The sequence below is a fragment of the Streptomyces sp. NPDC004721 genome, from assembly GCF_053601495.1.
Genome location: NZ_JBSGBZ010000008.1, coordinates 150855 through 172987, shown reverse-complemented (window position 1 = coordinate 172987; position 22133 = coordinate 150855). Strand labels below are relative to the sequence as shown.

The 22133-nt window shown below is 70.3% G+C and carries 16 protein-coding genes and 4 pseudogenes; 6 read left to right on the top strand and 14 right to left on the bottom strand.

All coding sequences use genetic code 11. From position 1 onward, the window contains the following. Positions 1 to 462: 462 nt before the first annotated feature. Positions 463 to 747 (top strand): annotated as a pseudogene (locus ACWEK3_RS09930) (DDE-type integrase/transposase/recombinase); the annotation flags it as partial. A 169-nt stretch (positions 748 to 916) separates the two neighbouring features. Here the strand turns inward: ACWEK3_RS09930 and ACWEK3_RS09925 are convergent. Continuing rightward, on the bottom strand, positions 917 to 1345 hold the full coding sequence (locus ACWEK3_RS09925; protein ID WP_453249432.1) for a sec-independent translocase: 429 nt from the start codon (positions 1343 to 1345) through the stop codon (positions 917 to 919). A 34-nt stretch (positions 1346 to 1379) separates the two neighbouring features. Continuing rightward, positions 1380 to 2804, bottom strand: a pseudogene (locus tag ACWEK3_RS09920) (FtsW/RodA/SpoVE family cell cycle protein). Between the two features lie 131 nt (positions 2805 to 2935). Here ACWEK3_RS09920 and ACWEK3_RS09915 point away from each other — a divergent pair. Beyond that, on the top strand, positions 2936 to 3880 hold the full coding sequence (locus ACWEK3_RS09915) for a heavy metal transporter (RefSeq protein ID WP_453249431.1): 945 nt from the start codon (positions 2936 to 2938) through the stop codon (positions 3878 to 3880). A gap of 32 nt (positions 3881 to 3912) precedes the next feature. Here the strand turns inward: ACWEK3_RS09915 and ACWEK3_RS09910 are convergent. From ACWEK3_RS09910 to ACWEK3_RS09895, 4 genes and pseudogenes are all read right to left on the bottom strand, one after another. Next, positions 3913 to 4044 (bottom strand): annotated as a pseudogene (locus tag ACWEK3_RS09910) (FtsW/RodA/SpoVE family cell cycle protein); the annotation flags it as partial. Next, a pseudogene (locus ACWEK3_RS09905) lies at positions 4039 to 4248 on the bottom strand (hypothetical protein); the annotation flags it as partial. The pseudogenes ACWEK3_RS09905 and ACWEK3_RS09910, both read right to left, overlap by 6 nt. A gap of 609 nt (positions 4249 to 4857) precedes the next feature. Then, positions 4858 to 6171, bottom strand: a complete 1314-nt coding sequence (locus ACWEK3_RS09900; protein WP_450538301.1) for an MFS transporter — start codon at positions 6169 to 6171, stop codon at positions 4858 to 4860. After that, positions 6168 to 6773 (bottom strand): helix-turn-helix domain-containing protein, encoded by a 606-nt coding sequence (locus tag ACWEK3_RS09895; RefSeq protein ID WP_453249430.1) that lies wholly within the window; start codon positions 6771 to 6773, stop codon positions 6168 to 6170. The genes ACWEK3_RS09900 and ACWEK3_RS09895 overlap by 4 nt, the downstream gene beginning before the upstream one ends. A 166-nt stretch (positions 6774 to 6939) precedes the next feature. Here ACWEK3_RS09895 and ACWEK3_RS09890 point away from each other — a divergent pair, with 166 nt between their 5' ends. Continuing rightward, complete coding sequence (locus ACWEK3_RS09890; RefSeq protein WP_450538304.1) at positions 6940 to 7494, top strand: histidine phosphatase family protein; 555 nt, start codon at positions 6940 to 6942, stop codon at positions 7492 to 7494. Positions 7495 to 7647: 153 nt separating this feature from the next. Here ACWEK3_RS09890 and ACWEK3_RS09885 read toward each other — a convergent pair whose 3' ends face one another. Then, a complete protein-coding gene (locus ACWEK3_RS09885) occupies positions 7648 to 9267 on the bottom strand; it encodes an ABC transporter substrate-binding protein (protein ID WP_453249429.1) in 1620 nt (539 codons plus the stop codon). 5 nt (positions 9268 to 9272) lie between these two features. Further along, a complete protein-coding gene (locus tag ACWEK3_RS09880) occupies positions 9273 to 11438 on the bottom strand; it encodes a hypothetical protein (RefSeq protein WP_453249428.1) in 2166 nt (721 codons plus the stop codon). Positions 11439 to 11595: 157 nt separating this feature from the next. Between ACWEK3_RS09880 and ACWEK3_RS09875 the strand changes: the two genes are divergently transcribed. The 3 genes from ACWEK3_RS09875 to ACWEK3_RS09865 all read left to right on the top strand — a co-directional run bounded on the left by ACWEK3_RS09875 (position 11596) and on the right by ACWEK3_RS09865 (position 15514). Continuing rightward, the gene (locus tag ACWEK3_RS09875) at positions 11596 to 12069 is read left to right on the top strand and encodes a S26 family signal peptidase (RefSeq protein ID WP_450538308.1); all 474 of its coding nucleotides are present in this window, start codon (positions 11596 to 11598) and stop codon (positions 12067 to 12069) included. A 213-nt stretch (positions 12070 to 12282) separates the two neighbouring features. Further along, the gene (locus ACWEK3_RS09870; protein WP_450538310.1) at positions 12283 to 13503 is read left to right on the top strand and encodes a metallophosphoesterase; all 1221 of its coding nucleotides are present in this window, start codon (positions 12283 to 12285) and stop codon (positions 13501 to 13503) included. A gap of 619 nt (positions 13504 to 14122) precedes the next feature. Then, a complete protein-coding gene (locus ACWEK3_RS09865) occupies positions 14123 to 15514 on the top strand; it encodes an MFS transporter (RefSeq protein WP_450538312.1) in 1392 nt (463 codons plus the stop codon). A 56-nt stretch (positions 15515 to 15570) separates the two neighbouring features. On the opposite strand, the gene ACWEK3_RS09860 is transcribed toward ACWEK3_RS09865, so the two are convergent. From ACWEK3_RS09860 to ACWEK3_RS09835, 6 genes are all read right to left on the bottom strand, one after another. Further along, positions 15571 to 17511, bottom strand: a complete 1941-nt coding sequence (locus ACWEK3_RS09860; protein ID WP_453249427.1) for a helix-turn-helix domain-containing protein — start codon at positions 17509 to 17511, stop codon at positions 15571 to 15573. A 78-nt stretch (positions 17512 to 17589) separates the two neighbouring features. After that, entirely contained in the window at positions 17590 to 18384 is a 795-nt protein-coding gene (locus ACWEK3_RS09855) for a 3-hydroxybutyrate dehydrogenase (protein ID WP_453249426.1), read from the bottom strand. A gap of 54 nt (positions 18385 to 18438) precedes the next feature. Further along, entirely contained in the window at positions 18439 to 18918 is a 480-nt protein-coding gene (locus ACWEK3_RS09850; RefSeq protein ID WP_376404104.1) for an NUDIX hydrolase, read from the bottom strand. A gap of 78 nt (positions 18919 to 18996) precedes the next feature. Next, a complete protein-coding gene (gene lnt / locus ACWEK3_RS09845) occupies positions 18997 to 20607 on the bottom strand; it encodes an apolipoprotein N-acyltransferase (protein ID WP_453249425.1) in 1611 nt (536 codons plus the stop codon). A gap of 55 nt (positions 20608 to 20662) precedes the next feature. Then, complete coding sequence (locus ACWEK3_RS09840) at positions 20663 to 21205, bottom strand: hypothetical protein (RefSeq protein ID WP_376404107.1); 543 nt, start codon at positions 21203 to 21205, stop codon at positions 20663 to 20665. Positions 21206 to 21309: 104 nt separating this feature from the next. Beyond that, positions 21310 to 22095, bottom strand: coding sequence for a glutamate racemase (locus ACWEK3_RS09835; RefSeq protein ID WP_453249424.1), 786 nt, complete (start codon positions 22093 to 22095; stop codon positions 21310 to 21312). Positions 22096 to 22133: the final 38 nt, after the last annotated feature.

Sequence of the window (22133 nt, the reverse complement as noted above, 5' to 3'; positions counted from 1 at the left end):
GCAAGCAGTGCGGGGGCAAGCACGGCAAAGGCAAGCACTGCGGGGGCAAGCACGGCAAAGGCAAGCACTGCGGGGGCAAGCACGGCAAAGGCAAGCACTGCGGGGGCAAGCACGGCAAAGGCAAGAAGTAGCGACCCGGTTGGCCTTGACCCTGACGTAACCGGTGCGTGAAACCCGGAACAGTGCCCGGCTGCCGATCGCGACGGTAGCCGGGCACGACTATGACCCTCCTCCACGGGGTGCCAGAGGTCGCCGAGGTCCCAGGTGCGGATGCGGACGCCGTCGTCCAAGGGCTGGCATCCGGGCATTTTGCCGTCTCCGTCCCCATTGCCTGCTCCGATGACGAGCGCCTGATCTGTCCAACACCAAAAGCAGTCGGGGCAAGCTCACCGGCGTCAAACTCGCCCCGCTCGCCGACCTCGGATTGGAGTGGGCGGCGGCGTGGCACCGGGGCCGTGCCTCTACGGCGCGGCCCACCGCGAGGTGATGCCGAGCGTGGAGCATCGGTCCTCGAAGTACCTGAACAACCGGGCCGAGAACTCCCACCAGCCGACCCGCCAGCGGGAACGAGCGATGAAGCGCTTCACCTCACCCGGCCACGCGCAGCAGTTCTTGTCCGCGTTCAGCGGCATCTCACCCCACTTCCGGCCACGACGCCACCGCCTGCCCGCACCCCAGTACCGAGCCGAGATGAACCAGCGCTTCACCGTATGGAGCCAGGTCACCGGGCCTGCCGCGGCGGCTTGACGACGACCACCCGCAGGGCGATCACCATCCTGACATACCGTCAGCACTGCTCGTCCACAACAACGTGAAAGTGCCGGGCGGAGGGCTGGCGCGTTCACCTTCGGGCGACGGGCCGGCCCTCCGCCGGATCGCTCGGCGCAGCTCAGGCGACCTGGTCACCCGCCGCGGCTCAGGTGGCGTCGGGATCGTAGGCGTGCGCGGGGGCCTGCTGCGGCGAGGCCGTCCGGCTCTCGGTTCGCTCGGCCCGCCCGGTCGGCTCGGTCCGCTCCGTCGGCTCGCCGTTCACCGCGGCGGTCACCTCCCACAGCTCCGCCCTCGGGTCCAGGGCGGAGCGGATCTCGTCGATCCCGAGGCCGTCGCCGTCGAGGAGGTGCTTGCGCACGAACGTCTTCGGGTGCAGGTCCGCCAGCTCCAGGTTCTTGAACTCCGGGCCCAGTTCCGAGCGGACCTCTTCCTTGGCGGCCTCGGAGAACGCGCGGACCTTCCGCAGGAACCTGGCTACCTTCTGTATGACCTCGGGCAGCTTGTCCGGGCCGAAGAGCAGGATGATCATGATTCCCAGGACGAGCGGGTCCAGGGGGCTCACGTCGAAGAGCATCAGCGGGTCCCTTTCGCCGAAGAGGATGACGGGCTCACAGCCGTACGAACTGAGTCTCGGCGGCACTGACGTCGGCGGCCGGGGCCGGCGGAGGCCGACGCGCCGTATCGCTGACCTTGATCAGGACGGCGACCAGCAGCCAGTTGGCGACCATGGACGAGCCGCCCTGGGCGAGGAAGGGCAATGCCTTGCCAGTGAGCGGGATCAGACCGGTGACACCGCCGCACACGACGAAGACCTGCAGCATGACCGCCGTGGACAGGCCAGCGGCAAGCAGCTTGCCGAACGGGTCGGTGACGGTCAGGGCCGTCCGCAGCCCGCGCTCGGCGAGCAGCGCGTAGAGCAGGATAACGAGCGTCACCCCGACCAGGCCGAGTTCCTCGCCAACCGTGGTAAGGATGAAGTCGCTGCGCCCGGCGAAGCCGATGAGTTCCGGATGGCCCTCGCCGAGGCCTGTGCCGAGAATGCCGCCCGAGCCGAAGCTGAACAGGGCCTGGGCGGCCTGGTCCGAGACCAGCCCAGGCGGGCGCTAGTCGGGCGGCAGAAAGATGTCCATGGGGTGCAGCCAGGCGACGACACGGCCGTGGACGTGCGGTTCGAAGGAGCCGACGACGAAGGCGCCGATGGCGAACATGACGACGCCGAACACCACCCAGCTGGTCCGCTCGGTGGCGACGTACAGCATGATCACGAGCAGGCCGAAGAAGATCAGCGAGGTGCCGAGGTCCCGCTCGAAGATCAGGACCAGCAGGCTCAGTATCCACACGGCCGCGACCGGCCCCAACTGCCGCCCGCGCGGCAGATACATGCCCATCAGGCGCCGTCCGGCGAGCGCGAGGGCGTCCCTGCGCATCGTCAGGTACCCGGCGAAGAACACCACGATGACGATCTTCACAAACTCGCCGGGCTGGAAGGACAGCGGCCCGATGAAGATCCAGCGCTTGGCGCCGTAGACGTCACCGGGGTAGAACGCCGGCGCCATAAGCAGGACCATGCCCATGGCGATCGTGACGTACGGATAGCGCTGCAGCCTGCGGTGGTCCTTCAGCAGCACCACCGCCCCGGCGAACACCGCCACCGCGATGGCGCACCACATCAGCTGCCCGGGCGCCGCAGCCGTCGCGTGGTGGTAGTGGGTCTGGTACGCGATGTCGAGACGGTGGATGAGGACGAGCCCCAGGCCGCTGAGCAGGGTGGCCAGCGGCAGGATCAGCGGATCGGCGTGCCGCGCGAACCGGCGTACGGCGACGTGGCACACCAGAGGCAGTACGGCCGCAGCCGCGCACGTCGTCGCCATGCCGGACGGCAGCTTCCCGGTTAGGGCGAGGGCCGTCTCAGCGTAGCCGTAGCAGCAGAGGATGGCGCCGAGCAGCAGGACCAGCTCCAGTCCCCGGTCGCTCAGGCGCCCCGACCGGCCCGGCCGTACGGTCAGTTTCGCCGGGCCACGCCGACCAGTCATGCCTTCCCCCCTCGATCCTCGTTCGGATACACCGCTGTGCAACCCGCTCAGGGGAGACAGCCGTCAGAGTTATATGGTTGCGCAATAACGCAAATGAACTGTAACCGAGTGGACGTAAGAGGAGGGTCGACGTGGAGGCACGCAGGTGGGGGCGCCGCAAGGCGTGGCCGGTGGTGATCGGCCTGGGCGTGGTCCTCGCGCTCGTGGGCTATTTCGCCGTCCATTTCATCCGCTCGGTGACTCCCGACGAGTGCACGGCACATGGCCCGGACGGTACGACCGTCACGCTCGACCTGGACCAGACGTCCCACGCCGCGACCATCGCCGCCGTGGCCCACGCGCGCGGCCTGCCGGAGCGGGCCGTCACCATCGCCCTGGCGACCGCGATCCAGGAGTCCAAACTCCGCAATCTCTCCCACGGCGACCGGGATTCCCTCGGCCTGTTCCAGCAGCGCCCGTCCCAGGGCTGGGGCACCCCGGCACAGATCAGCGACCCCGTCTACGCGGTGGGCAGGTTCTTCGACGCGCTGGTCAAGGTGCCGGACTACCTGAACCTGCCGGTCACCGAAGCCGCGCAGCAAGTCCAGCACAGCGGCTACCCAGAGGCCTACGCACAGCACCAGGCCATGGCCACGACCCTGGCCGACGTACTGACGGGACGGGCGGGACCGGCGCTGAGCTGCACGGTGAGCGCGGCCGATCCGACGGCCTCCGCCGGGCAGAACGGTGCGGCGGACGCCGTACGCGAGGACGGTGCCGGTGACGCTGTCGCGGCGGCCGTCCGGCGGGAGTTCGGCTGGGCGCCGGCCGCCGTACCCGCGACAGGCAGCGCCGGCGTCAGCTACCTGATCGCGACCGACCAGGCGGCCACGGGCTGGTCCCTCGCCTTGTGGCTGGTCTGCCACGCCACCACGCTGCACGCCACCTCCGTGACGTTCGACGGCCGGCACTGGAGCAGCACCGAGTCGGACCAGGGCTGGACGCGTATGGCGCCGGGGTCCGGGGCCGGGGCCGTATCCGGGTCCGGGTCGAGGGACACCTCGACGTTGGCGGTGACGCTGAGGGAACACACGTAGGGCCTGGCCCAAGAACTCAGCACTGGGCACTGGGCCTGCACGGGCCGCTCGACCTTTATCGACTGAAGGAGTCCCACGGCTACCCACACGGCGAACATGGACGAGTCGCCGTAGGAGACGAACGGCAGCGGGATGCCCGCCACCGGCATGATGCCGATGGCGAGCTCGCCAGTGCCGGCACCGAGCGGTACGACAGTCTCTGAGCGCGCCGGAGCGGTGGTGCCGCCGTCGAGGATACGGCCCGCACGGAGCAGGATCTCGTCCTTGCAACCCGAGGGGGCGAGACTGATCCAGCGCTGCACATGCTCTCCCCGGATGACCACACCCCCGGGCCGGTCCCGGTACACGGTGTGCTGACGCCAGAGCAGGTCTGTCAACTGCACTGCGGTGTCTATCAGTTGGGAACTCAGGGCCGTCCTTCCAGAGCCGTACGGTCAATCGAACGAGAATCGTACTTCGGCCTCTCTGTTTCGCTCGGGCGGCCCAGGGTGGGGTGATGCGGTCTGCGGCATCTGCCTGCCCCTGCGGCGCAGGAGCCCGCACTGGGGGAAGCAGGCGCCCGCGGGAGGTAGGTCCCACGCTTACAGCGCATCAAGGGTCCCTGACGTCACACATCCAGCCGATCACCCGCGAGCACCAGGCACACCGTGACTCGAGTTCAAAAGGTCGGTGATCTTGCAAGGTCAGGCCGCCACCTGTGACACGCAGGACCTGGAACGCGCTGAACACAGTGACCCCTGAGCGGGTCACGCCGCCTGCAGTCCGGGAGAGGTACGCGGGCGGCACCAAGACAAGGACGGGCCCGTTCATCCCCCGTGACGGGCCCCCTGTTCATCTCGCAGCGTTTCGAGCCGAGTTCACGTGCAGCGTTATGCCCTGCCCATGACTTCGGCGACCGTGACGTTCTCCTCCCCGGGAGATCCGACGCGAGGTCCTGGCGCTCGGTTCTGAGGGGCGATTGCCAGCTGCGGTCGTGGTCAATGGCGAGGTAGGGCCGGCTCACCATCAGAATCCAGCGAGAGCTGGGAATTGCTCATTGGCTGGCGACATGTCGGCAGGTCTCGGGATCGCCGGATCGGGGAGAAGAGCAGGATCAGTGCGGCGAGCGGGACTCCCGCTGTCGTGATGGCCATGGCGGTGCGGAGGCCGAGTGCGGTTCCGAGCGCGCCGCCGAGCAGTGCTCCGATGGGGATCGTTCCGTAGCTGAGGAATGCTGTGCTTGCGGTGAGGCGACCGAGGAGATCCGGCGGGCAGTAGCGTTGCTGGAAGCTCGCCTTGATGATGTTGCCGGCCACGACGCCCGCGGAGACGCTGAAGCCGCCCGTCACAAAGAGCAGGATCCCGGCTCCGCCGGCGGTCAGCGGGATGAGTAGAGCGAGCATGGGAAGTCCCAGTTCGAACAGCAGTGTTGCGCGGGCTGTGCCAATCCGGTGGGCGACCCGGCGTGCGGCGAATGCCCCGGCCACGCCTCCGGCGCTGGTAGCCGCGATGAGTGCGCCGACCGTCCCTGGGGTCAGGCCGACGCTCCGGACCAGGAAGACCACCTGGATTGACTGGTATCCCATAAGGGCCAGGTTGGATGCGGCTCCGAAGAGTGTGAACGTGCGAAACCAGGGGTCGAGGGCGATCAGCCGCAGGCCTTCACGGACTTCACTGACCAGTGCTTTGGGGCGATGTTCGGTTCCGGTGACGCGTGGCTCGCGGTGCCGGATGCCTGCGAGGCAGAGGAGGGAGACGAGGAATGTCGCGGCGTTGGCGAACATCCCGTTCACCGCACCTGCCAGCTGTGCGATCAGGCCGCCGGAGCCGAGCCCGGCAATCTGCGCGGCGGACGCGCTGCCGTGCAGTTTGGCGTTGCCCTCGGGCTGGTCATCGGGTTCCAGAATGCTGGGGAGGTAGGCGCTGTAGGCGGTCTGGAAGAACACCGCTGCCGTGCCCGTCAGCAGGGCGACGGCCAGCAGTAGTCCGATACTCAACCAGCCGGACCATGCGGTGATCGGGACGCTGGCGAAGAGTGAGAGGGAGACTGCGGCGGCGGCCAGCATGATCGGTCTGCGCCGCAGGCGGTCCACCCAGACACCGACCGGCAGACCGATGATCATCCAAGGGGCCCAGGTGGCGGCGCTCAGCAGGCCGACCTCGAACGTGCTGGCGTGCAAGGTGGAGACAGCAACCAACGGCATCGCCACCCCGGTGACGGACGCGCCGAACTTACCGGCGGTCTCGCCGCACCACAGCAAGCGGAAATCGCGGTGGCGGCGCAGGAGGCCACCGCGTATGCCATGGCTCATGCGGTGCCACGCTCCTTGCGGGGGAAGGACTGGAGTTGCACCACGACAGGGAGCGCGTCCGGGGCGGGCTCGGCGTCCGGCGCAGGGGTGTGGCGGGCGATGACAGCCATCAGCTCCGCGTTGAGTGCCTCCAGCTGATTCGGGGTCAGCCGCAGGTCACTCCAGCCCGAGACGGTGCCGGCGTTCCGCCACCTGTCGTCCCAGTCCTCGCTGATGTAGTTCACGACCCGGCTGAAGTACTGCTGCACCAGTTCGTGCAGGTAGACCGACAGCGCGCCCCGGGTGTCGGGATCGTAGCGGAAATCGGCAGTGTTCAGCTCATTCGTGACGCCGACCCTTCTCCACCAGCGCTCGCGTTTCGTGCCCCGCCCGGTTTCCTCCTCGATGAAGCCGTGCTCGGCGAGGTGGCGCAGGTGCCAACTGATGGTGCCGGTGTTCTCCCCAAGGCGTTCAGCGAGCCCGGTGGCGGTGGCTGGGCCGTCCAGACTGAGCAGTTCAAAGATGTTCATACGCAGTGGATGGGCCAGCCCCCGCAGGCTGCGCGCATCGAGGCGCCGGGTGGGCTTGGCGGGCTGTGGTGTGCGCTCGGGTTCGTCGGACATGCCAGCAGCCTATGTTGCAGAGTCTTCTCTGCATAGGATTCTCTGCAGAGAACACTCTGCAAATTAAGAAACGGACTTAACGCCGTCTGAGGACAGGACAGCCTGAGCAAGGCCCCTGGTGGATATCCGGTGGCCGACATCGCTTTGATCCGTCACCCTTCCGGGCGTGACCATCTTCTATCTGGTGCAGCACGCGGAGAAGGAGCCTCAGCCCGGTGATCCGGGCCTGACCAATTTGGGACGACGCCAGGCTGCGAGAACAGCTGAGTGGCTGCGACAGCTCGGCCTGCGCGCGATGTTCAGCAGCCCCCTGCGGCGCGCTCTTCAGACGGCACGGATCATTGCCGCGCCGACCGGCCTGCGTGTTCAGCAAGACGCTCGGCTCCGCGAGCGGATGAACTGGGACGGATCCCAGCCCATGGAAGACTTCCTGAAGGACTGGGCCGCCGCAACGGAGCATCGGGATCTCGTACCTGCCTGCGGTGATTCCTCCCGCGCTGCCGCCGAACGCCTGCGCGCGTGCTTGACCGACTTGACCGAAGGCCCTGGCTCTATCGCTCTGGTGACGCATGGCGGGGTCACCGTGGATCTGCTGCGCACCTTGATCGGCGACCGCGCGGTACCGAACGAGCTGATGCAACACAGTGTCCCCTCCTGCGCGATCACCACGCTGGATCGCCTGTCCGTCGTTGGCATCGCCTCGGTGGCGCATCTGCAGTGACCGAGTTGCTGACAGCACGCAGGTTGACCAGCCGCTGCCGACGAGGGGAACCAGGAAGGTGCGGTCCCTCAATAAATGACCTGCCTCTCGGTCGCTGCGCCAGCCCTCGCGGCGGTGCTCCGCCGAGAGGACTCTCCCCGAGCGCCAGGTTGGTCACGGGGCGCGGCTGGGGATCACGCAGTTCTTCGGCTGTTCCCGGCCGGTAGGCCAGCCGAGGCCGACGAACCTGAGTTTGCCCTGTCCCTGCCGGCCCGGATCCAGTTCGACCACGGCGACCGGTTTGTCGTACGGGTTGCCGACGCTGGTCAGGCAGATCAGGCCGCTCGTGCCCTGCACTCGGTGGCGGGACTGGAGTTGCGCCCACTCCCTGCCGACGTCCTCCAAGCCGGGCACCGTAGCGGCGTCGCCGCTCTGCACGTGGTGCAGGGCGGTGCCGATGGTGACCAGGCCGTCGTAAACGAGCATGGTCCGGGAGTCCTCCAGGTTCGGGGTGGCGCCGAGATTCGTCCCCTTGCGGCGCGTGGTGTCGATCAGCTTGTTCAGGTTGTCCAGGGCCGCCTTGGGTTCGGTGAGGTACTGGGGGAGTTCGTCCGCGGTGGGCCGACCCTTGTGGGTCGCGCTCCACTTCTGGTGCCAGGCGGCGAGTTCGGTGCTCCAGGCGTCCGGGTGCGCGGGGGCGGCGTACTCCACCGTCACCTTCGCCTGCCCGCCCGTGCCGCGCAGCTGTGTCCAGTCCTTGGTCGTCATGTCCTGCCGCAGTGAGGCGGCGTCGGAGCCGCTGATGATGGTGTAGTGCCGGTTCTTGCAGCCCACCTCGGCGAGCTTGAGCGCGAAGATCCGCAGGTGCAGGGTGCGTCCGGCGAAGTAGACGATGTCGGCGTCGGAGTCGCAGATGTTGTTGGCGATCTGAGTGAACTGGTTTCCGGTCGAGCCCGCTTCGTCGATCGCCGGGGATTCGAAGGGCATCGCGGCGGGACCGGCCGGGCCCTTCTCGTCGATCCCGCTGAACGCCTTCGCCAGCGACTCGTTGTAGCTGTCCGGTCGAGTGTCGTAGACCAGCACCGTCTTGCTGTTCTCCTGGCCGCGTTCGCCGTTGAAGTTGGCCAGCGCCTGGGCCGCGTCGTAGTTGGTGGGGAGGATCCGGGCCAGGCCGGGGAATGTCGGCTTCGCCATCCCGTCGGCCGCGTCCTCGTTGGCGATCTGGTCTCCGCTGATCCGGGAGGCGAGTACCGGGACCTTGTGGTCCGTCAGTCGTTTGACGGCGTCCTCGGTGGCGTCGAGGCTGAGGTTGAAGCCGGTGACGGCGCGCAGCCGGTCTTTGGGGGAGGCGGCCATGCGCAGCAGGGTGTCCACGACCGTCGACTGGTGCTGGTAGTTTCGCCCGGGGTTGGCCAGTACGAGCCGGATCTTCGGGGGTTCCCCCTCGCCCTCGTTGGCTTGCAGCTGGCCCAGATACGCCCCTTGGAGGTCGCTGCGCATCTGCCGTCGCAGTGCCGCCATGTCGGACTGGAGCGGCAGCATCATCGCCACCGTCACATGGGGCTGGCCCTGGATGCTCCTGTTCTCCCGGGCGATGGCCCGGGCCACGTCGCGGATCTCCGGTGTGTCGAAGTCGTAGCCGTCACCGTTGACGCCGATGCACTCGCCGCCGATCCGCTCGATCCCCTCGTGGCAGGTGTCCGGCCTGTGGAGGACGGTCCAGCCGTACCATCCCCCTGTCACGGCCACCGCCACGGTCAGCACTGTGTAGAGGATCTTCTTCCACCTGGGCATCCCCGTTACCTCCTTCGCCCGAGCTGTTCGGTGCAGGCGCAGCGCAGCAACGGCTGCTCGTTCTCCGCCAGGCCGCTCCACTCGGTGGCCGTCCTGCCGAGTTGCCCGGCGCCGTCGAAATCCATCGTCGTGAGACGCTCCAGCAGCTTGGCCAGCGTGCGGGCCGTCTCCTTTCCGGTCGTCCTGGTCCGCTCCTCGCACAGCCACACTGCGTGCAGCAGTTCGTCGACCGTGCGGCGCAGCGCCGGTCCGTCCACCTCCACCAGGCCCCGGGCACGGTCCCGGCGGGTGTCAGCTCTGCCCGGATACGGTGCTTGGGCGATCTCAAGCAGCTCTGCGCACCACTCCCTGGGACGGCCGGGCAGCGTGGCGGCCAGGTGGCGGACCACGTCGTCCACGCCGCCGGACACCAGGTGGTGGTTCATCCGGTGCGTCATGGCCGACCGGAACGCCCCGCCGCTCGGCGCCTCCTCGTCCGCTGCGCGTCCGGTGTAGTGGTCGCGGAGCAGGTGGTGGTCGGCGTACCAGGCGGCGCCATCGGGAAGCAGCCGGTACAACCGGTACACCAGCAACTGGCGCAGCCCGAAGTCCCCAATGAAGTGCCGTTCGCAGCCGGGCCATCCTGTGTCGGTGAGCAGCTGCGCAACTTGATGTGCCGTCAACCGGTGGACTTGGCCCGCCTGGTGATGACGGAGCAGTACGTCCGCGCACTCCTCGTCGTGCGCGACCGACAGATGGGTGAGCAGATCGAGCCACTGGTCGTGGTGCTCGGGCGGCAGCCGCACCGGCAACTGCTCCTGTATCAGCTCCTGCAGCAGTACGTCCGCGACCGGCCGCTGCTGGATGCCGTCGCCCAGCCGCAGCGGGGCAGCCAGGATGGCGCGGTCATTGGCATCCGCCGGCATCTGGAAGGCGGCGGCAGCGGCAGCGATCCGGATCACCGTGTGCGGTCGCCCGCCGCTCAGTCGGCCCACGGCCGCGTCGATACGGCGGCGGTTCGTGCCGCCCTCCGGATCGGCGCGCCGCTGTCTGCGTCCGATCTCCCCGCGGAGTTCGTCGCCGGTGAGGAAGGGCATACGCAGCAGGAGCACCCCATCGGCCAGCGGCGCCCGGTCTGCGTCCGCTTCCGTGCGTCGTTTCCACCGGGGCGGTACGCCGTCGGCGGGCCGAAACTGCGCCGGGGCCGAAACCTCCTGCGGCGGCAGCCCTCCGTACAGCAAGGCGCCGCCGTCCGCCCGGCGCGCCGTACCCACGATCACCACGCGGTCGCGCTGCCCGCTCCGGCGGTCGGTGAGCACGGCCCGCAACAGCTGCTCCCCCAGCGGCGACTCGGCGTGGTCCAGCAGCAGCCCCGGGCGACCGACCCGGCGCAGCCAGCCGGACGTCGACGCGTACGCGGCCTCGAGGTCCTCGCGTAGCACCCGGAAGAGGAAGTTCTCCGCCAACTCCCGTGCCTCGCCGCCGGCCTGGAAGTCGGCGGCGAGGTTGAGCAGTCCGTGTTCGGGCTGGTCGCCCGTGCCGGGATACGCGCCGTAGATCCGCGCCACCTCCGTCCGGCCCCGGGGTGCCATGTTCGAGAGGAGGGCGTCCAGCAGCGCGGTGCTCACCGAGGCCGAATACGGGTCGAGCGTCTGCCCGGACAGGGTCGTCAGCAGGTTCCGGATGGCTCCGCGGAGCACGCCCCGCCAGAAGTCACCGGTTCCCAGGCCGCCGAATCGCTGCCGCTGAGCCAGCACCTCGTACCGTTCGATCTCCGTCGCGGCCGCTTGGGGGGTACCGTCCGTGACGCCGGTCGCGATCATCGCGAGGCCCGTGAAGAGACGGGGGAAGGCGAATGAGCCACCCGTACCGTGCCAGGTGCACAGCCGCCAGGCGACCCCGAACAGGGCCTCGGTCGCGGCCGAGCGGGCGTCCGGCTCCGACTGCGCCCGGTGCGCGTACTCCGGCGAATCGCAGTCCAGGTAGATCACCGGCACGTCGGCGGCGAAACGGTCCCGCACCGCGCGCAGCAGCCGCCCCTTGCCCATGCCCGGGCCACCGGTGAGCAGCACTACGGGAAGGTCGGGGCCGTACAGCAGCTTGCGGCTGCCGCCCGACGCCGACGGCCCGAGCAAGCGCGCGAAGAAGCCCTTCTCATCGAGGAGTGTTTCGAACCCCAGGTCTTCACACACGGACCCCCCATGGAGAACTCTCCCGCCCGGTAACGGATCACCGGTGACCGATGTGCCAGAAAACATTCAGTGGAACACGAGTCCCTGTACCGGGCAACGATACTTACGTGGAAAGGGAGTTGAAGAGCGGTGAATACGACGCAGCAGCACCCCGAAGATGAGGCGGTTCACCCCTCCACGGGCATGCGGGAGCGCTCGAACGCTCCGGAAGAGCACACTGGGAGGAACCGGCAACGGCAAGACCTTGCGGGAGCCGTACCTCTTCGAGAGCGGCCCCTATTTCACCCCTCCCGCGGAGGTCACCGTCCCCGAGGGCCGGCTCTTCCTCCTCGGCGACCACCGGGTGGCTGCCGCGGACTCACGCGCCCACCTCTACGAGAACAGCGGAACCATCGCCCGCTCTGCCGTCGTCGGTATGGCGGTGGACCGCGCAAGTGTCCCCTCCCCGGATCGTCTGTGGATGTGGGTGGGCGCGGCGACGGCCGCCGCGGGCCTGGTCGCGGCAGCCGTCGCCGCCAGCTTGCGGCCGAAGAGGGGTTCATCGGGATGTGCAAGACCTGCCGTGAACAAGGTGGACGCAGGCTCATCCTGGCCAATGACAGGGCCCACTCGACAGGCGAACGAGACGTGATCACCCCGCGCGCGCTCCACTGGCGGCAGTACCAAGCCGGGGCAGTAGCACCCTGATTGCGGCTCATGCCGAGGGAGCAGTCTGCGGCGGAGTCTTGCCATCCCGCAGAGAACCCTTCGCCCCAAGGGGCCGCGCCCATGAACGCCGGTCCGGCCGGCCCGAAGGCGACCGGATACAGTGCGCGAGACGGCAGCCTGGTCAGGGAGGGGAAGCGTGACCGACACCAGCAACACCCGGCCCGCCGAGGGTGAAGCGCAAGCGCCGCGGCAGAGCCGACTGCACCGCCTGATGCGCTACATCCCCCTGATCGCCCCCGTCCTGCTGTGGGCCGTGCCCTGCTGGGTGCTCCTGCACACCGGCCAGCACTGGCCGCTGCCCGTCACGCTGGTCGGCACCGCCCTGTTCGCCCTCGGTCTCATCGGTATGCCGCTCGCGATGGTGCACGGCCACGGCCGGCGCCAGCAGGACCGGGCGGCGATCATCGGTGACACCCTGCTGGGCACCAGCTGGGTTCTGTTCACCTGGTCCGTTCTGGTGGGGGTCCTCTTGCGGCTCGCCCTGACCGTGGCCGGCGTCGGCGAGAATCAGGACCGGGCCCGAATCGTCACTTGGGCCGTCCTCGGCGTAACCGCCGTGCTGCTCGCCTGGGGGTACGCCGAGGCCCGCCGCGTGCCACGCGTGCGCCGATTGGACGTGCAACTTCCCCGACTGGGTGCCGGGTTGGACGGCATCCGCGTCGTCCTCATCACCGACACCCACTACGGCCCACTCGATCGCGCTCGCTGGTCGGCACGGGTGTGCGAGACGGTGAACACTTTGGAAGCCGACCTGGTCTGCCACACCGGCGACATCGCGGACGGCACGGCCGAACGCCGCCGCGCCCAAGCCGTCCCACTCGGCACCGTGCAGGCCACCCGGGCCCGTGTGTACGTCACCGGCAACCACGAGTACTACAGCGAGGCCCAGGGCTGGGTCGACCTGATGGACGAGCTGGGCTGGGAGCCGCTGCGCAACCGCCATCTGCTGCTCGAACGCGGCGGCGACACCCTCGTGGTCGCCGGCGTGGACGACGTTACCGCCGAGTCCTCCGGCCTGGCAGGCCACCGCGCCCACCTCGCCGGAGCCTTGAACGGCACCGACCCCGACCTTCCCGTCCTGCTCCTGGCACACCAGCCCAAGTTCGTCGACCGGGCGGCAGCCGCCGGCATCGACCTCCAACTCTCCGGCCACACCCACGGCGGCCAGGTCTGGCCCTTCCACCACCTGGTCCGCATCGACCAGCCCGCCCTCGCCGGCCTCAGCCACCACGGCACCCGCACCCTCCTCTACACCAGCCGCGGCACCGGCTTCTGGGGCCCGCCGTTCCGTGTCTTCGCCCCCAGCGAGATCACCCTGCTCGTGCTCCGCTCCCCGCACTTGCCCACCTCGCCGTAGACGGGGCGGGCCAACACATCCGCTTGGAGGTGTCCTCGAGCTGAGGGGTGCGGCGGCAAAAGATGACCAGGCTCGTCTCGCCGAGGACAAGATCCGGACCATTCCCGGGCCGACGGCTCCAACGCGCCGCACGTGGCCACGCTTACACAGGTCAGCGACGCGTGACGCCCGTACCACCAGCAGACGAAGAAATCTGCTGGGACGGACGTGCACCGCATCCAGCGCAGCGCCTTGCCCAACACACAGAAACTGAAGAGCAAGGCTGGGCTTAGTCAACCCGGTCACCTTCAGGGCCGCTCAGCCCCCAGATGTCCGAGTTCAACGGAGCGTAGTCAGCACCAAGTCAGCACGGGAGAGCTGAAGACGGGTGATGACGTGGGCTTTTAGTCAGCACCGGAGTCAGCACGGCGTCGCCAAATCACCCCTAACCGCGCTTCCCGGACAGACCTCGTTCGTCCCTTTTCGGGCCCCTGAACCACCGCTCCACGGGCAGTCATGGTGGCCGCACGCATAGCCAGCCGCCAGACTATGTTGGCTCGCCACATGTGCGCCTGACCTGCATGTTCCTACCGTGTGCCGACACGTACCCGTCCCCACCGCAGACGAGGAAGTGGCGCACATGGCCTCCCCGACCACCTCTCCCCCACCCCCGGCGAACCTCCGCCGCATCGTCGCCGCCAGTCTCATCGGCACCACCATCGAGTGGTACGACTTCTTCCTGTACGGCTCGGCTGCCGCGCTCGTGTTCAACAAGCTGTTCTTCCCGGACTCGGATCCGCTGGTGGGGACGCTGCTGTCGTTCCTGACGTATGCGGTCGGGTTCGCCGCGCGGCCGCTGGGCGCGCTGGTGTTCGGGCACTACGGTGACCGGCTGGGGCGCAAGAAGCTGCTGGTGCTGAGCCTGCTCATGATGGGCGGGGCCACCTTCGCGATCGGGTTGCTGCCCACCCATGCGACGGTGGGCAGCGCGGCTCCGGTACTGCTCACCGTGCTGCGTCTGGTCCAGGGCTTCGCGCTGGGCGGTGAGTGGGGCGGGGCCGTGCTGCTGGTGTCCGAGCACGGGGACGCGCGGCGGCGCGGGTTCTGGGCCTCCTGGCCGCAGACCGGGGCGCCCGCGGGGCAGTTGCTCGCCACCGGTGTGCTCTCGCTGCTGACCGCCGTGCTCTCCGACAGCGCCTTCGGCAGTTGGGGCTGGCGCATTCCGTTCCTGCTCTCCGGTGTACTTGTCGTCGTCGGTTTGTGGATTCGTCTCTCCGTCGACGAATCGCCCGTGTTCCAGCAGGCGTTGGCGCAGGCGGAGACCCGCAAGGCGGCGCGGGCGGCCGAGGACCGGACCGAGGGGCTGCCGCTGGTGTCCGTACTGCGGCATCACTGGCGTGATGTGCTGGTCGCGATGGGGGCGCGGATGGCGGAGAACATCAGTTACTACGTCATCACCGCGTTCATCCTCGTCTACGCCACCACCTCCGCCGGCGTCTCCAAGCAGACCGCGCTCAACGCCGTGCTGATCGCGTCCGCGGTGCACTTCGCGGTCATCCCGGCCTGGGGTGCCCTGTCGGACCGGATCGGGCGCCGCCCGGTGTACCTGCTGGGTGCCGCCGGGATCGGCCTGTGGATGTTCCCGTTCTTCTGGCTCACCGACACCGGCGGCTTCGGCTACCTCATCCTCGCGGTGACCGTGGGCCTGGTACTGCACGGGGCCATGTACGCCCCGCAGGCGGCCTTCTTCGCCGAGATGTTCGCGACCCGCATGCGCTACTCCGGCGCCTCCATCGGCGCCCAGTTCGCCTCCGTCGCCGCGGGCGCGCCCGCCCCGCTGATCGCCACCGCCCTGTTGTCCGCCTACGGCAGCTCCACCCCGATCGCGTTGTACGTGATCGCGGCGGCCGTGTTGACGCTGATCGCGGTGGGAGTGGCCAAGGAGACCCGGCACCGCGACCTGGCCGACGTCGAGGCGTCCGCGGGCGCCGGGCCCACGGCCGCCCGCGCCGCCGGCGCGCGTACCCTCTGAACCCCTCCCGGTCCCCCGGTCCGGCCGGCCCCCGTACGCCCGCTCGCGTACGGGGGTCAGCTCTGCGCCGGTGCCGACAAGCGGTGCAGGCGCAGGGCGAGTTGGATCTCCAGGGCGCGGGCCGGAGTCTGCCAGTCCTGGCCGAGCAGCCGGCCGACGCGCTCCAGTCTCTGGGCGACGGTGTTCACATGGACGTGCAGTGTGTCCTTGGTGCGGGCCGGGCTCATGCCGCAGGCGAAGTACGCCTCCAGGGTGCGTGTGAGCTCCGTGCCGCGCCGCTCGTCGTAGGCGGCGACCGGGCCGACGGTGCGGTCGACGAAGCCGGCGATGTCCCGGTCACCGGCCAGCAGCAGGCCGAGGAAGCCGAAGTCCTGGGCGGCGGCGCCGTCGCCGGTGCGGCCGAGCAGCCGCAGGGCGTCGAGGCAGCGCCGCGCCTCCTCGTAGGCGGCGGCGACGGTCTCGGGGTGGGCGGCCAGGTTCTCGACGGGGGCGGAGGCGCCCACGGTGACCGCCTCGTGCACCCCGGTGCCGAGGTGACGGGCGGTTCTGCGGGCCAGTTGCGTGGCGCTGTCCCCACGGCGCAGCGGCAGCAGCAGGACCGTGCCGCCGTCGCGGGCGGCGGCCAGTCCGTGCCGGGTGGCGGCCAGGTGAAAGGCCGCCGACCACAGGCGGTGGCGGGCGGCGGCCTCCTGCTCGGCGTCGGCGGACGGGGCCTCGAGGCGGGCGGCGAGCACGACGTGCGTGGCGTCGAGGTCGGCGTGCAGCCGGGCGGCACGCTCGCGCAGCAGGCGGGGATCGCGGTCGCGGGCGTCCAGGAGGTCGTCCAGGAGCTCGCCGCGGACGCGCTGTTCGGCCTCGGCGGCGGACCGTCTGGCGAGCAGCAGCAGCGAGGTGACCATCGCGGCTCGCTCCAGCGTGCGCTGGTCGACGGGGTCGAGGCCGGGGTGGCCGCGCAGCACGAGCGCGCCGAGCAGTTCACCGCCCGCGGTGACGGCGGCGATCCAGTCCGAGCCGTACGGCACCGCGTGTCCCTCGGCCCGGGAGGCCTCCAATGCGTCGGCGGGTGCGGTGGCGGCCTCGGTGAACTCGACGGCTCCGTCGAGCACTTGGGAGACGGCGGCGGCGACGTCGTGCACTCCGCCGCCGCGCAGGACGAGTTCGGCGAGCCGGTCGTGGACGTCCGAGGCGCGCTCGATGACACCGCTGCGGTCGCGGATGATCTCGTTGGCCCGCTCCAGGCCGGCGAGCGCCGAGCGGGTCTCGGTGAGCAGGTTGGCGCTGTCGATGGCCGCCGCGGCGAGGGCGGCGAAGGAGCCGAGCAGGGCGATCTGCTCCCGTTCGAAGACTCGGGCCCGCCGGTCGGCCGCGAACAGTACGCCGATCACCTGTGGTCCGAGCATGAGCGGCACGCCGAGGATCGCGACCAGGCCCTCGTCCCGCACACCCGCGTCGATGGTTCCGGTGTGCTGGAAGCGGGCGTCCTCGAAGTAGTCGTCGGTGACATAGGGGCGGGCCGTCTGCGCGACCAGGCCTCCCAGCCCCTCCCCCATGCCCAGGCGCAGTTGCTGGAAGCCGGCGGCCACCGAGCCCTCGGTGACGCGCATGTAGGTGTCCCCGCGGGCGGGGTCGTTGAGGGTGAGGTAGGCGACGTCCGTGCCGAGCAGCGAGCGGGCGCGCTGCACGATGGCCTGGAGCACCGCGTCCAGGTCGCGCAGCCCGGCCAGGTCGTGGGCGGTCTCGAACAGTGCCGACAGCTCCGCCTCGCGGCGCCGCCGGCCCTCCAGTTCCGCGCGGACGCGCAGGGCGAGCAGTCTGGCTTGTTCGAGCGCGTCGATCCACTCGGCCGGCCGACCCTGGGCGCGGGCGAGCAGCACCGGCTGTTCGTAGGCGGCGGTGGGCGCGCCCCGGGCCAGCAGCTCGAGAAAGGGGGTCTCGGCGCTGCCGGCCGGAGTCCTGGCGGCGGGGCGCCGGGCGGACTGTACGTGATCGCTGGACATGCCCACAGGATCACCCATCGCCCGGTCCTCTCGTGGAGCCTGTGGAAAACCCGGATGCGACGAGGAACCGGGGGTCGGTCAGTGCGCGGTCCAGCCGCCGTCCAGGACCAGCGAGGCACCGGTGACGAAGGATGCCTGCGGGCCGCACAGGTACGCCACGGCCTCGGCGACCTCCTCCGGTTCGAGCAGCCGTTTGACCGCGCTGTCCTTGAGCAGCACCTCGGACAGCACGCGCTCCTCGGAGATGCCGTGGGCCCGGGCCTGGTCGGCGAGCTGCGCCTCGACCAGGGGTGTGCGCACATAGCCGGGGTTGACGCAGTTGGAGGTGACGCCGTGCGGGGCGCCTTCGAGGGCGGTGGTCTTGGACAGCCCCTCCAGGCCGTGCTTGGCGGCCACGTAGGCCGACTTGTAGGCGGAGGCGCGCAGGCCGTGCACGGACGAGATGTTGACGATCCGGCCCCACCGCCGGTCGTACATGTGCGGCAGGGCGCCGCGGATGAGCCGGAAGGGCGCCTCAAGCATCACGGTGAGCACGGTGTGGAAGACCTCGGGCGGGAACTCCTCGATGGGACGCACCAGTTGCAGCCCGGCGTTGTTGACGAGCACATCGGTCCCCGCGGCCGCCCGCTCGGCGGCGTCGAGGTCGGTGAGGTCGAGCACCAGCGGTTCGAGGGAGCCGCCCAGCGCGCCCGCCCGCTCGGCGAGCGCGTCCAGGCCCGGCGCGTCCCGGTCGACGGCTCTGACCCTCGCCCCGGCGGCGGCCAGCCGCAGCGCGCAGGCGCGGCCGATGCCGCCGGCGGCGCCGGTGACGAGCGCGGTGCGGCCGCGGAGGTCGAGCGAGGGGGTGTGCGGAGCGGGGAGGGGCGAGGTCATGGGGTGACCCTAGGCAGGCCGCCCCAGGCGCTACATATGGGCACGGCCCATACTTCAGCTCAATTCCGTGGGGTTGAACCACGTGGGTGCATCGAACATGGCCTGCTTGATCCGGAACAGGCCGAACTCGTTCAGTTCGGGCAGCGCGTCCACCTCGAACCAGCCCACCTCCAGCGACTCGTCGTCGTTGACCCGTGCCTCGCCGCCCACCGCACGGCAGCGGAAGGTGATGTCCATGTACTGGCAGATGTCGCCGTTGCCATAGGTGACGGGTTCCAGCGCCTGGACCAGGACCACCCGCTCGGCGACGCAGTGCACCGCGGTCTCCTCGTGGACCTCCCGCACGGCGCAGGCGGCCGGCTGCTCGCCCGGCTCCGGGATGCCACCGATCACCGACCATTTGCCGGTGTCGGAGCGGCGGCCCAGCAGCACTCTGCCGTCGTCGTCGAAGACGATGGCGGTGACCCCGGGCAGCCACAGCAACTGGCTGCCGGCCGAGGCCCTGATCGTACGGATGAAGTCGGGAGTTGCCATGGAGCCGACCCTAACGGCCGGGTGCCCCGGACCATGGCGCGGTCCGGGGCATCCAGGGGGCGTACGTCCGGCGTACGGTTACACGTTCCGGGCGCTCCGCCCGCGCAGTCCGGCGCCGACGGCCCAGCCCAGGCCGCCGGCCGCGACCAGTACCAGGGCGAGCTCCGGCAGGGTGCCCAGCCGGGTGGCGGGCGTCTCGGACGAACGCAGCGGCACCTTCTGGACCAGGTAGCCGGGCACGAACATGCCGGTCTTCTGCGTGATCCGCCCGTCGGGCATGATGATCGCGCTGACGCCGCTGGTCACCGGGACGGTGACGGTACGGCTGTGCTCGACCGCGCGGATCCGGGACATGGCGAGCTGCTGGTAGGTCATCTCGCTGCGGTCGAAGGTCGCGTTGTTGCTCGGCACGGAGATCATCTGCGCGCCGGATATGACCGTGTCGCGCACCGCCCAGTCGAAGGCCGCCTCGTAGCAGGTGGCCAGGCCCACCTTCGTGCCGTCGATGGTGAACACGCCCGGCTTGTCGCCCCGGCTGAAGTCCTGCCGGACCATCGAAGTCCAGTCCTTGTTGATCGCCCCGAGCAGCGGGCGCAGCGGAAGGTACTCGCCGAACGGCTGGATCTGCCGTTTGTCGTACGTCTGGGTGGGCCCCTTGGCCGGGTCCCAGAGGATCTGCTCGTTGAACAGTTCGCCGTCCCGCTCCACGACACCGCCGACGGAGACCGGCACCCCGACCGCCCTGGCGGCCATGCCGATGACGGCGCGCGCGTCGGGGTTGACGAAGGGGTCGATGTCGGAGGAGTTCTCCGGCCAGAGCACGAAGTCCGGCCTGGCGGCCTTGCCCGCCTTCACCGCCTGGGCCAGACGTTCCGTCTCACGCGCGTGGTAGTCGAGGACCGCACGCCGCTGGGCGTTGAACCCCAGGCCCGCCCGGGGCACGTTGCCCTGGACGAGGGCGACGGTCGCGGTGCCGTCCTCGGCCTTGTCGCTCACCAGGGGCCGGGCGGCCAACGCGCCCGCCACCGGGACGGCGACGCTCAGCAGGGCCGCCGCCGCGGCCGGACGCCGTACCGCGCCTCCGCGCCGCCCCCGCACCGCCAGGCGCACGGCCTCGCACAGGCCGAAGCCGCACAGGGCGACCGCGAAGCCCAGCACCGGGGTGCCGCCCACCGCGGCCAGCGGCAGGAACACGCCGTCGGCCTGCCCGAAGGCGATCTTGCCCCAGGGGAAGCCGTGGAACGGCACGCGTGCGCGTACCGCCTCGCCGGCGATCCACACGGCCGCCGCCCACAGCGGCCAGACGGGCAGCCGGGACACCGCCGCGACACCCGCGCCCACCAGCGCGACGAAGACCGCCTCCACGGCGACGAGCGCCAGCCACGGACCGGGGCCGACCTCCACGCCGGTCCACACCAGCAACGGCAGCAGGAATCCGAGGCCGAAGAGGTAGCCGAGACCGAGGGCCGCCTTCCAGGTGCGTTGGCGCAGCACCCCGCTGAAGACCGCGAAGGCGGGCAGCGCCAGCCACCACAGGGGGCGCGGGGGGAAGCTGAAGTAGAGGAGGACGCCCGACAGGGCTGCTGCGGCGGCGGGAACGAGCCGGAGGAGCCTCGCCCTCCAGGGCGCGGGCGCGGCCTGCGGTCGCAGCCGGTCCGACTCGTCGACGGAAGTTGCGGTGACGGTCACTCCGGGAGTGTACGGCCGGTCCTCTTCGAGGGACCGGCCAGGCCGCTCGGGCAGGTCAGGCCCGGCCACGGGCCGGCGGGTGGAGCCGGTCCCTGATCACGTGCACCGCCGTCTCGGCGTTGTCGATGGTGATCGTGAACGTATGGCCGTCCCACAGGCGCAGTACGACGCCCTCGCCGCGGCGTACGACGACCGCGGTGCCCTTCTCGGGCCGCCACCGGTAGCCCCAGCCGCCCCATTGGCGCGGGGTGACGTGGGGAGCGAACTCGGCGCCCGCGACATGGGCGAGCGGGATGCGGCGGCGCGGCAGGCCGATGTGCCCGCAGCGCACCTCCAGGCACTCGTGGTCGACCCGTACGGCGACGTGCACGAAGGCGAGGGTGCCGAAGAGGACCAGCAGCCCGGCCGCGATGCAGCCCACGACGGACATCACCAGCGGGGCGATGCCGGAGGTCCAGGCGGAGTCGACGGCCAGCTCGATGCCCAGTGCCATGCAGGCGGCGCCGGCCGGCGCCAGCAGCCACTGCATCCGGTTGGTGGCCCGTCCGGTCCACACCTCGGGATGGGAACTGTTCTCGGGATGGGGGTGGTCCCTCATACCCATGAGGTTACTCAGGTTTCGCTGCGCGGGTAGCGCGTCGCACAGGGTGATGGGACCGGGCGGCCGCCCCCGGACGGGACGCGTCGGGTGGCCGGCCCGGGTCAGCGGGCGGGGGCGACCTGCTGGAGGAGGCGGCCTTCCGCGTAGGCCAGGGCCGGGGCGGGCAGGACGCCCTCCCGTCCGTTCAGCAGTACGGTCACGCCGCCCTCGACCGCGGACTCCGGTTCGGACCGAGCGCCGATCCGGCGCAGCGCCTGGGCCGCGACGGCGCCCGCCGAGCCGCGCAGGGCCGGCGGCGGGCCGTCCGGGTGCCGGACCGCGGCCCGGATGCGGTCGGCGACCAGTTCGTAGTGGGTGCAGCCCAGGACGACGGTCGTCACGTCCGCGGGGGTGAGCGCGGCGGCCGCGGCGACGGCCTCGTCGATCGCCGTCTGGTCCGCGTGCTCCACGGCCTCGGCGAGGCCCCAGCAGGGCACCTCGGCGACCGGCACGCCGTCGGCGAAGTCGCGGATGAGGTTCCGCTGGTAGGGGCTGCCGGTGGTGGCGGGCGTCGCCCAGATGGCGACGGGTCCGCCGCCGGCCGCGGCCGGTTTGATCGCCGGCACCGTGCCGATGACCGGCAGGTCCGGTTCCAGGGCGGCCCGCAGGGCGGTGAGCGCGTGCACGGTCGCGGTGTTGCAGCCGACGATCAGGGCGTCCGGGCGGTACGCGGCGGCGGCCTCGGCGACGGCGAGGGCGCGCTCGGTGAGGTCCTCCGGCGTGCGCGGACCCCACGGCATGCCCGCGGGGTCCAGGGAGAGCACGAGATCTGCGTCGGGGCGCAGCCGCCGTACCGCGGCGGTGGCCGCAAGCAGCCCGATCCCGGAGTCCATGAGCGCGATCTTCACCCGGCCACGATAGTCGATCCCCTCGAACAGGCCGCCAG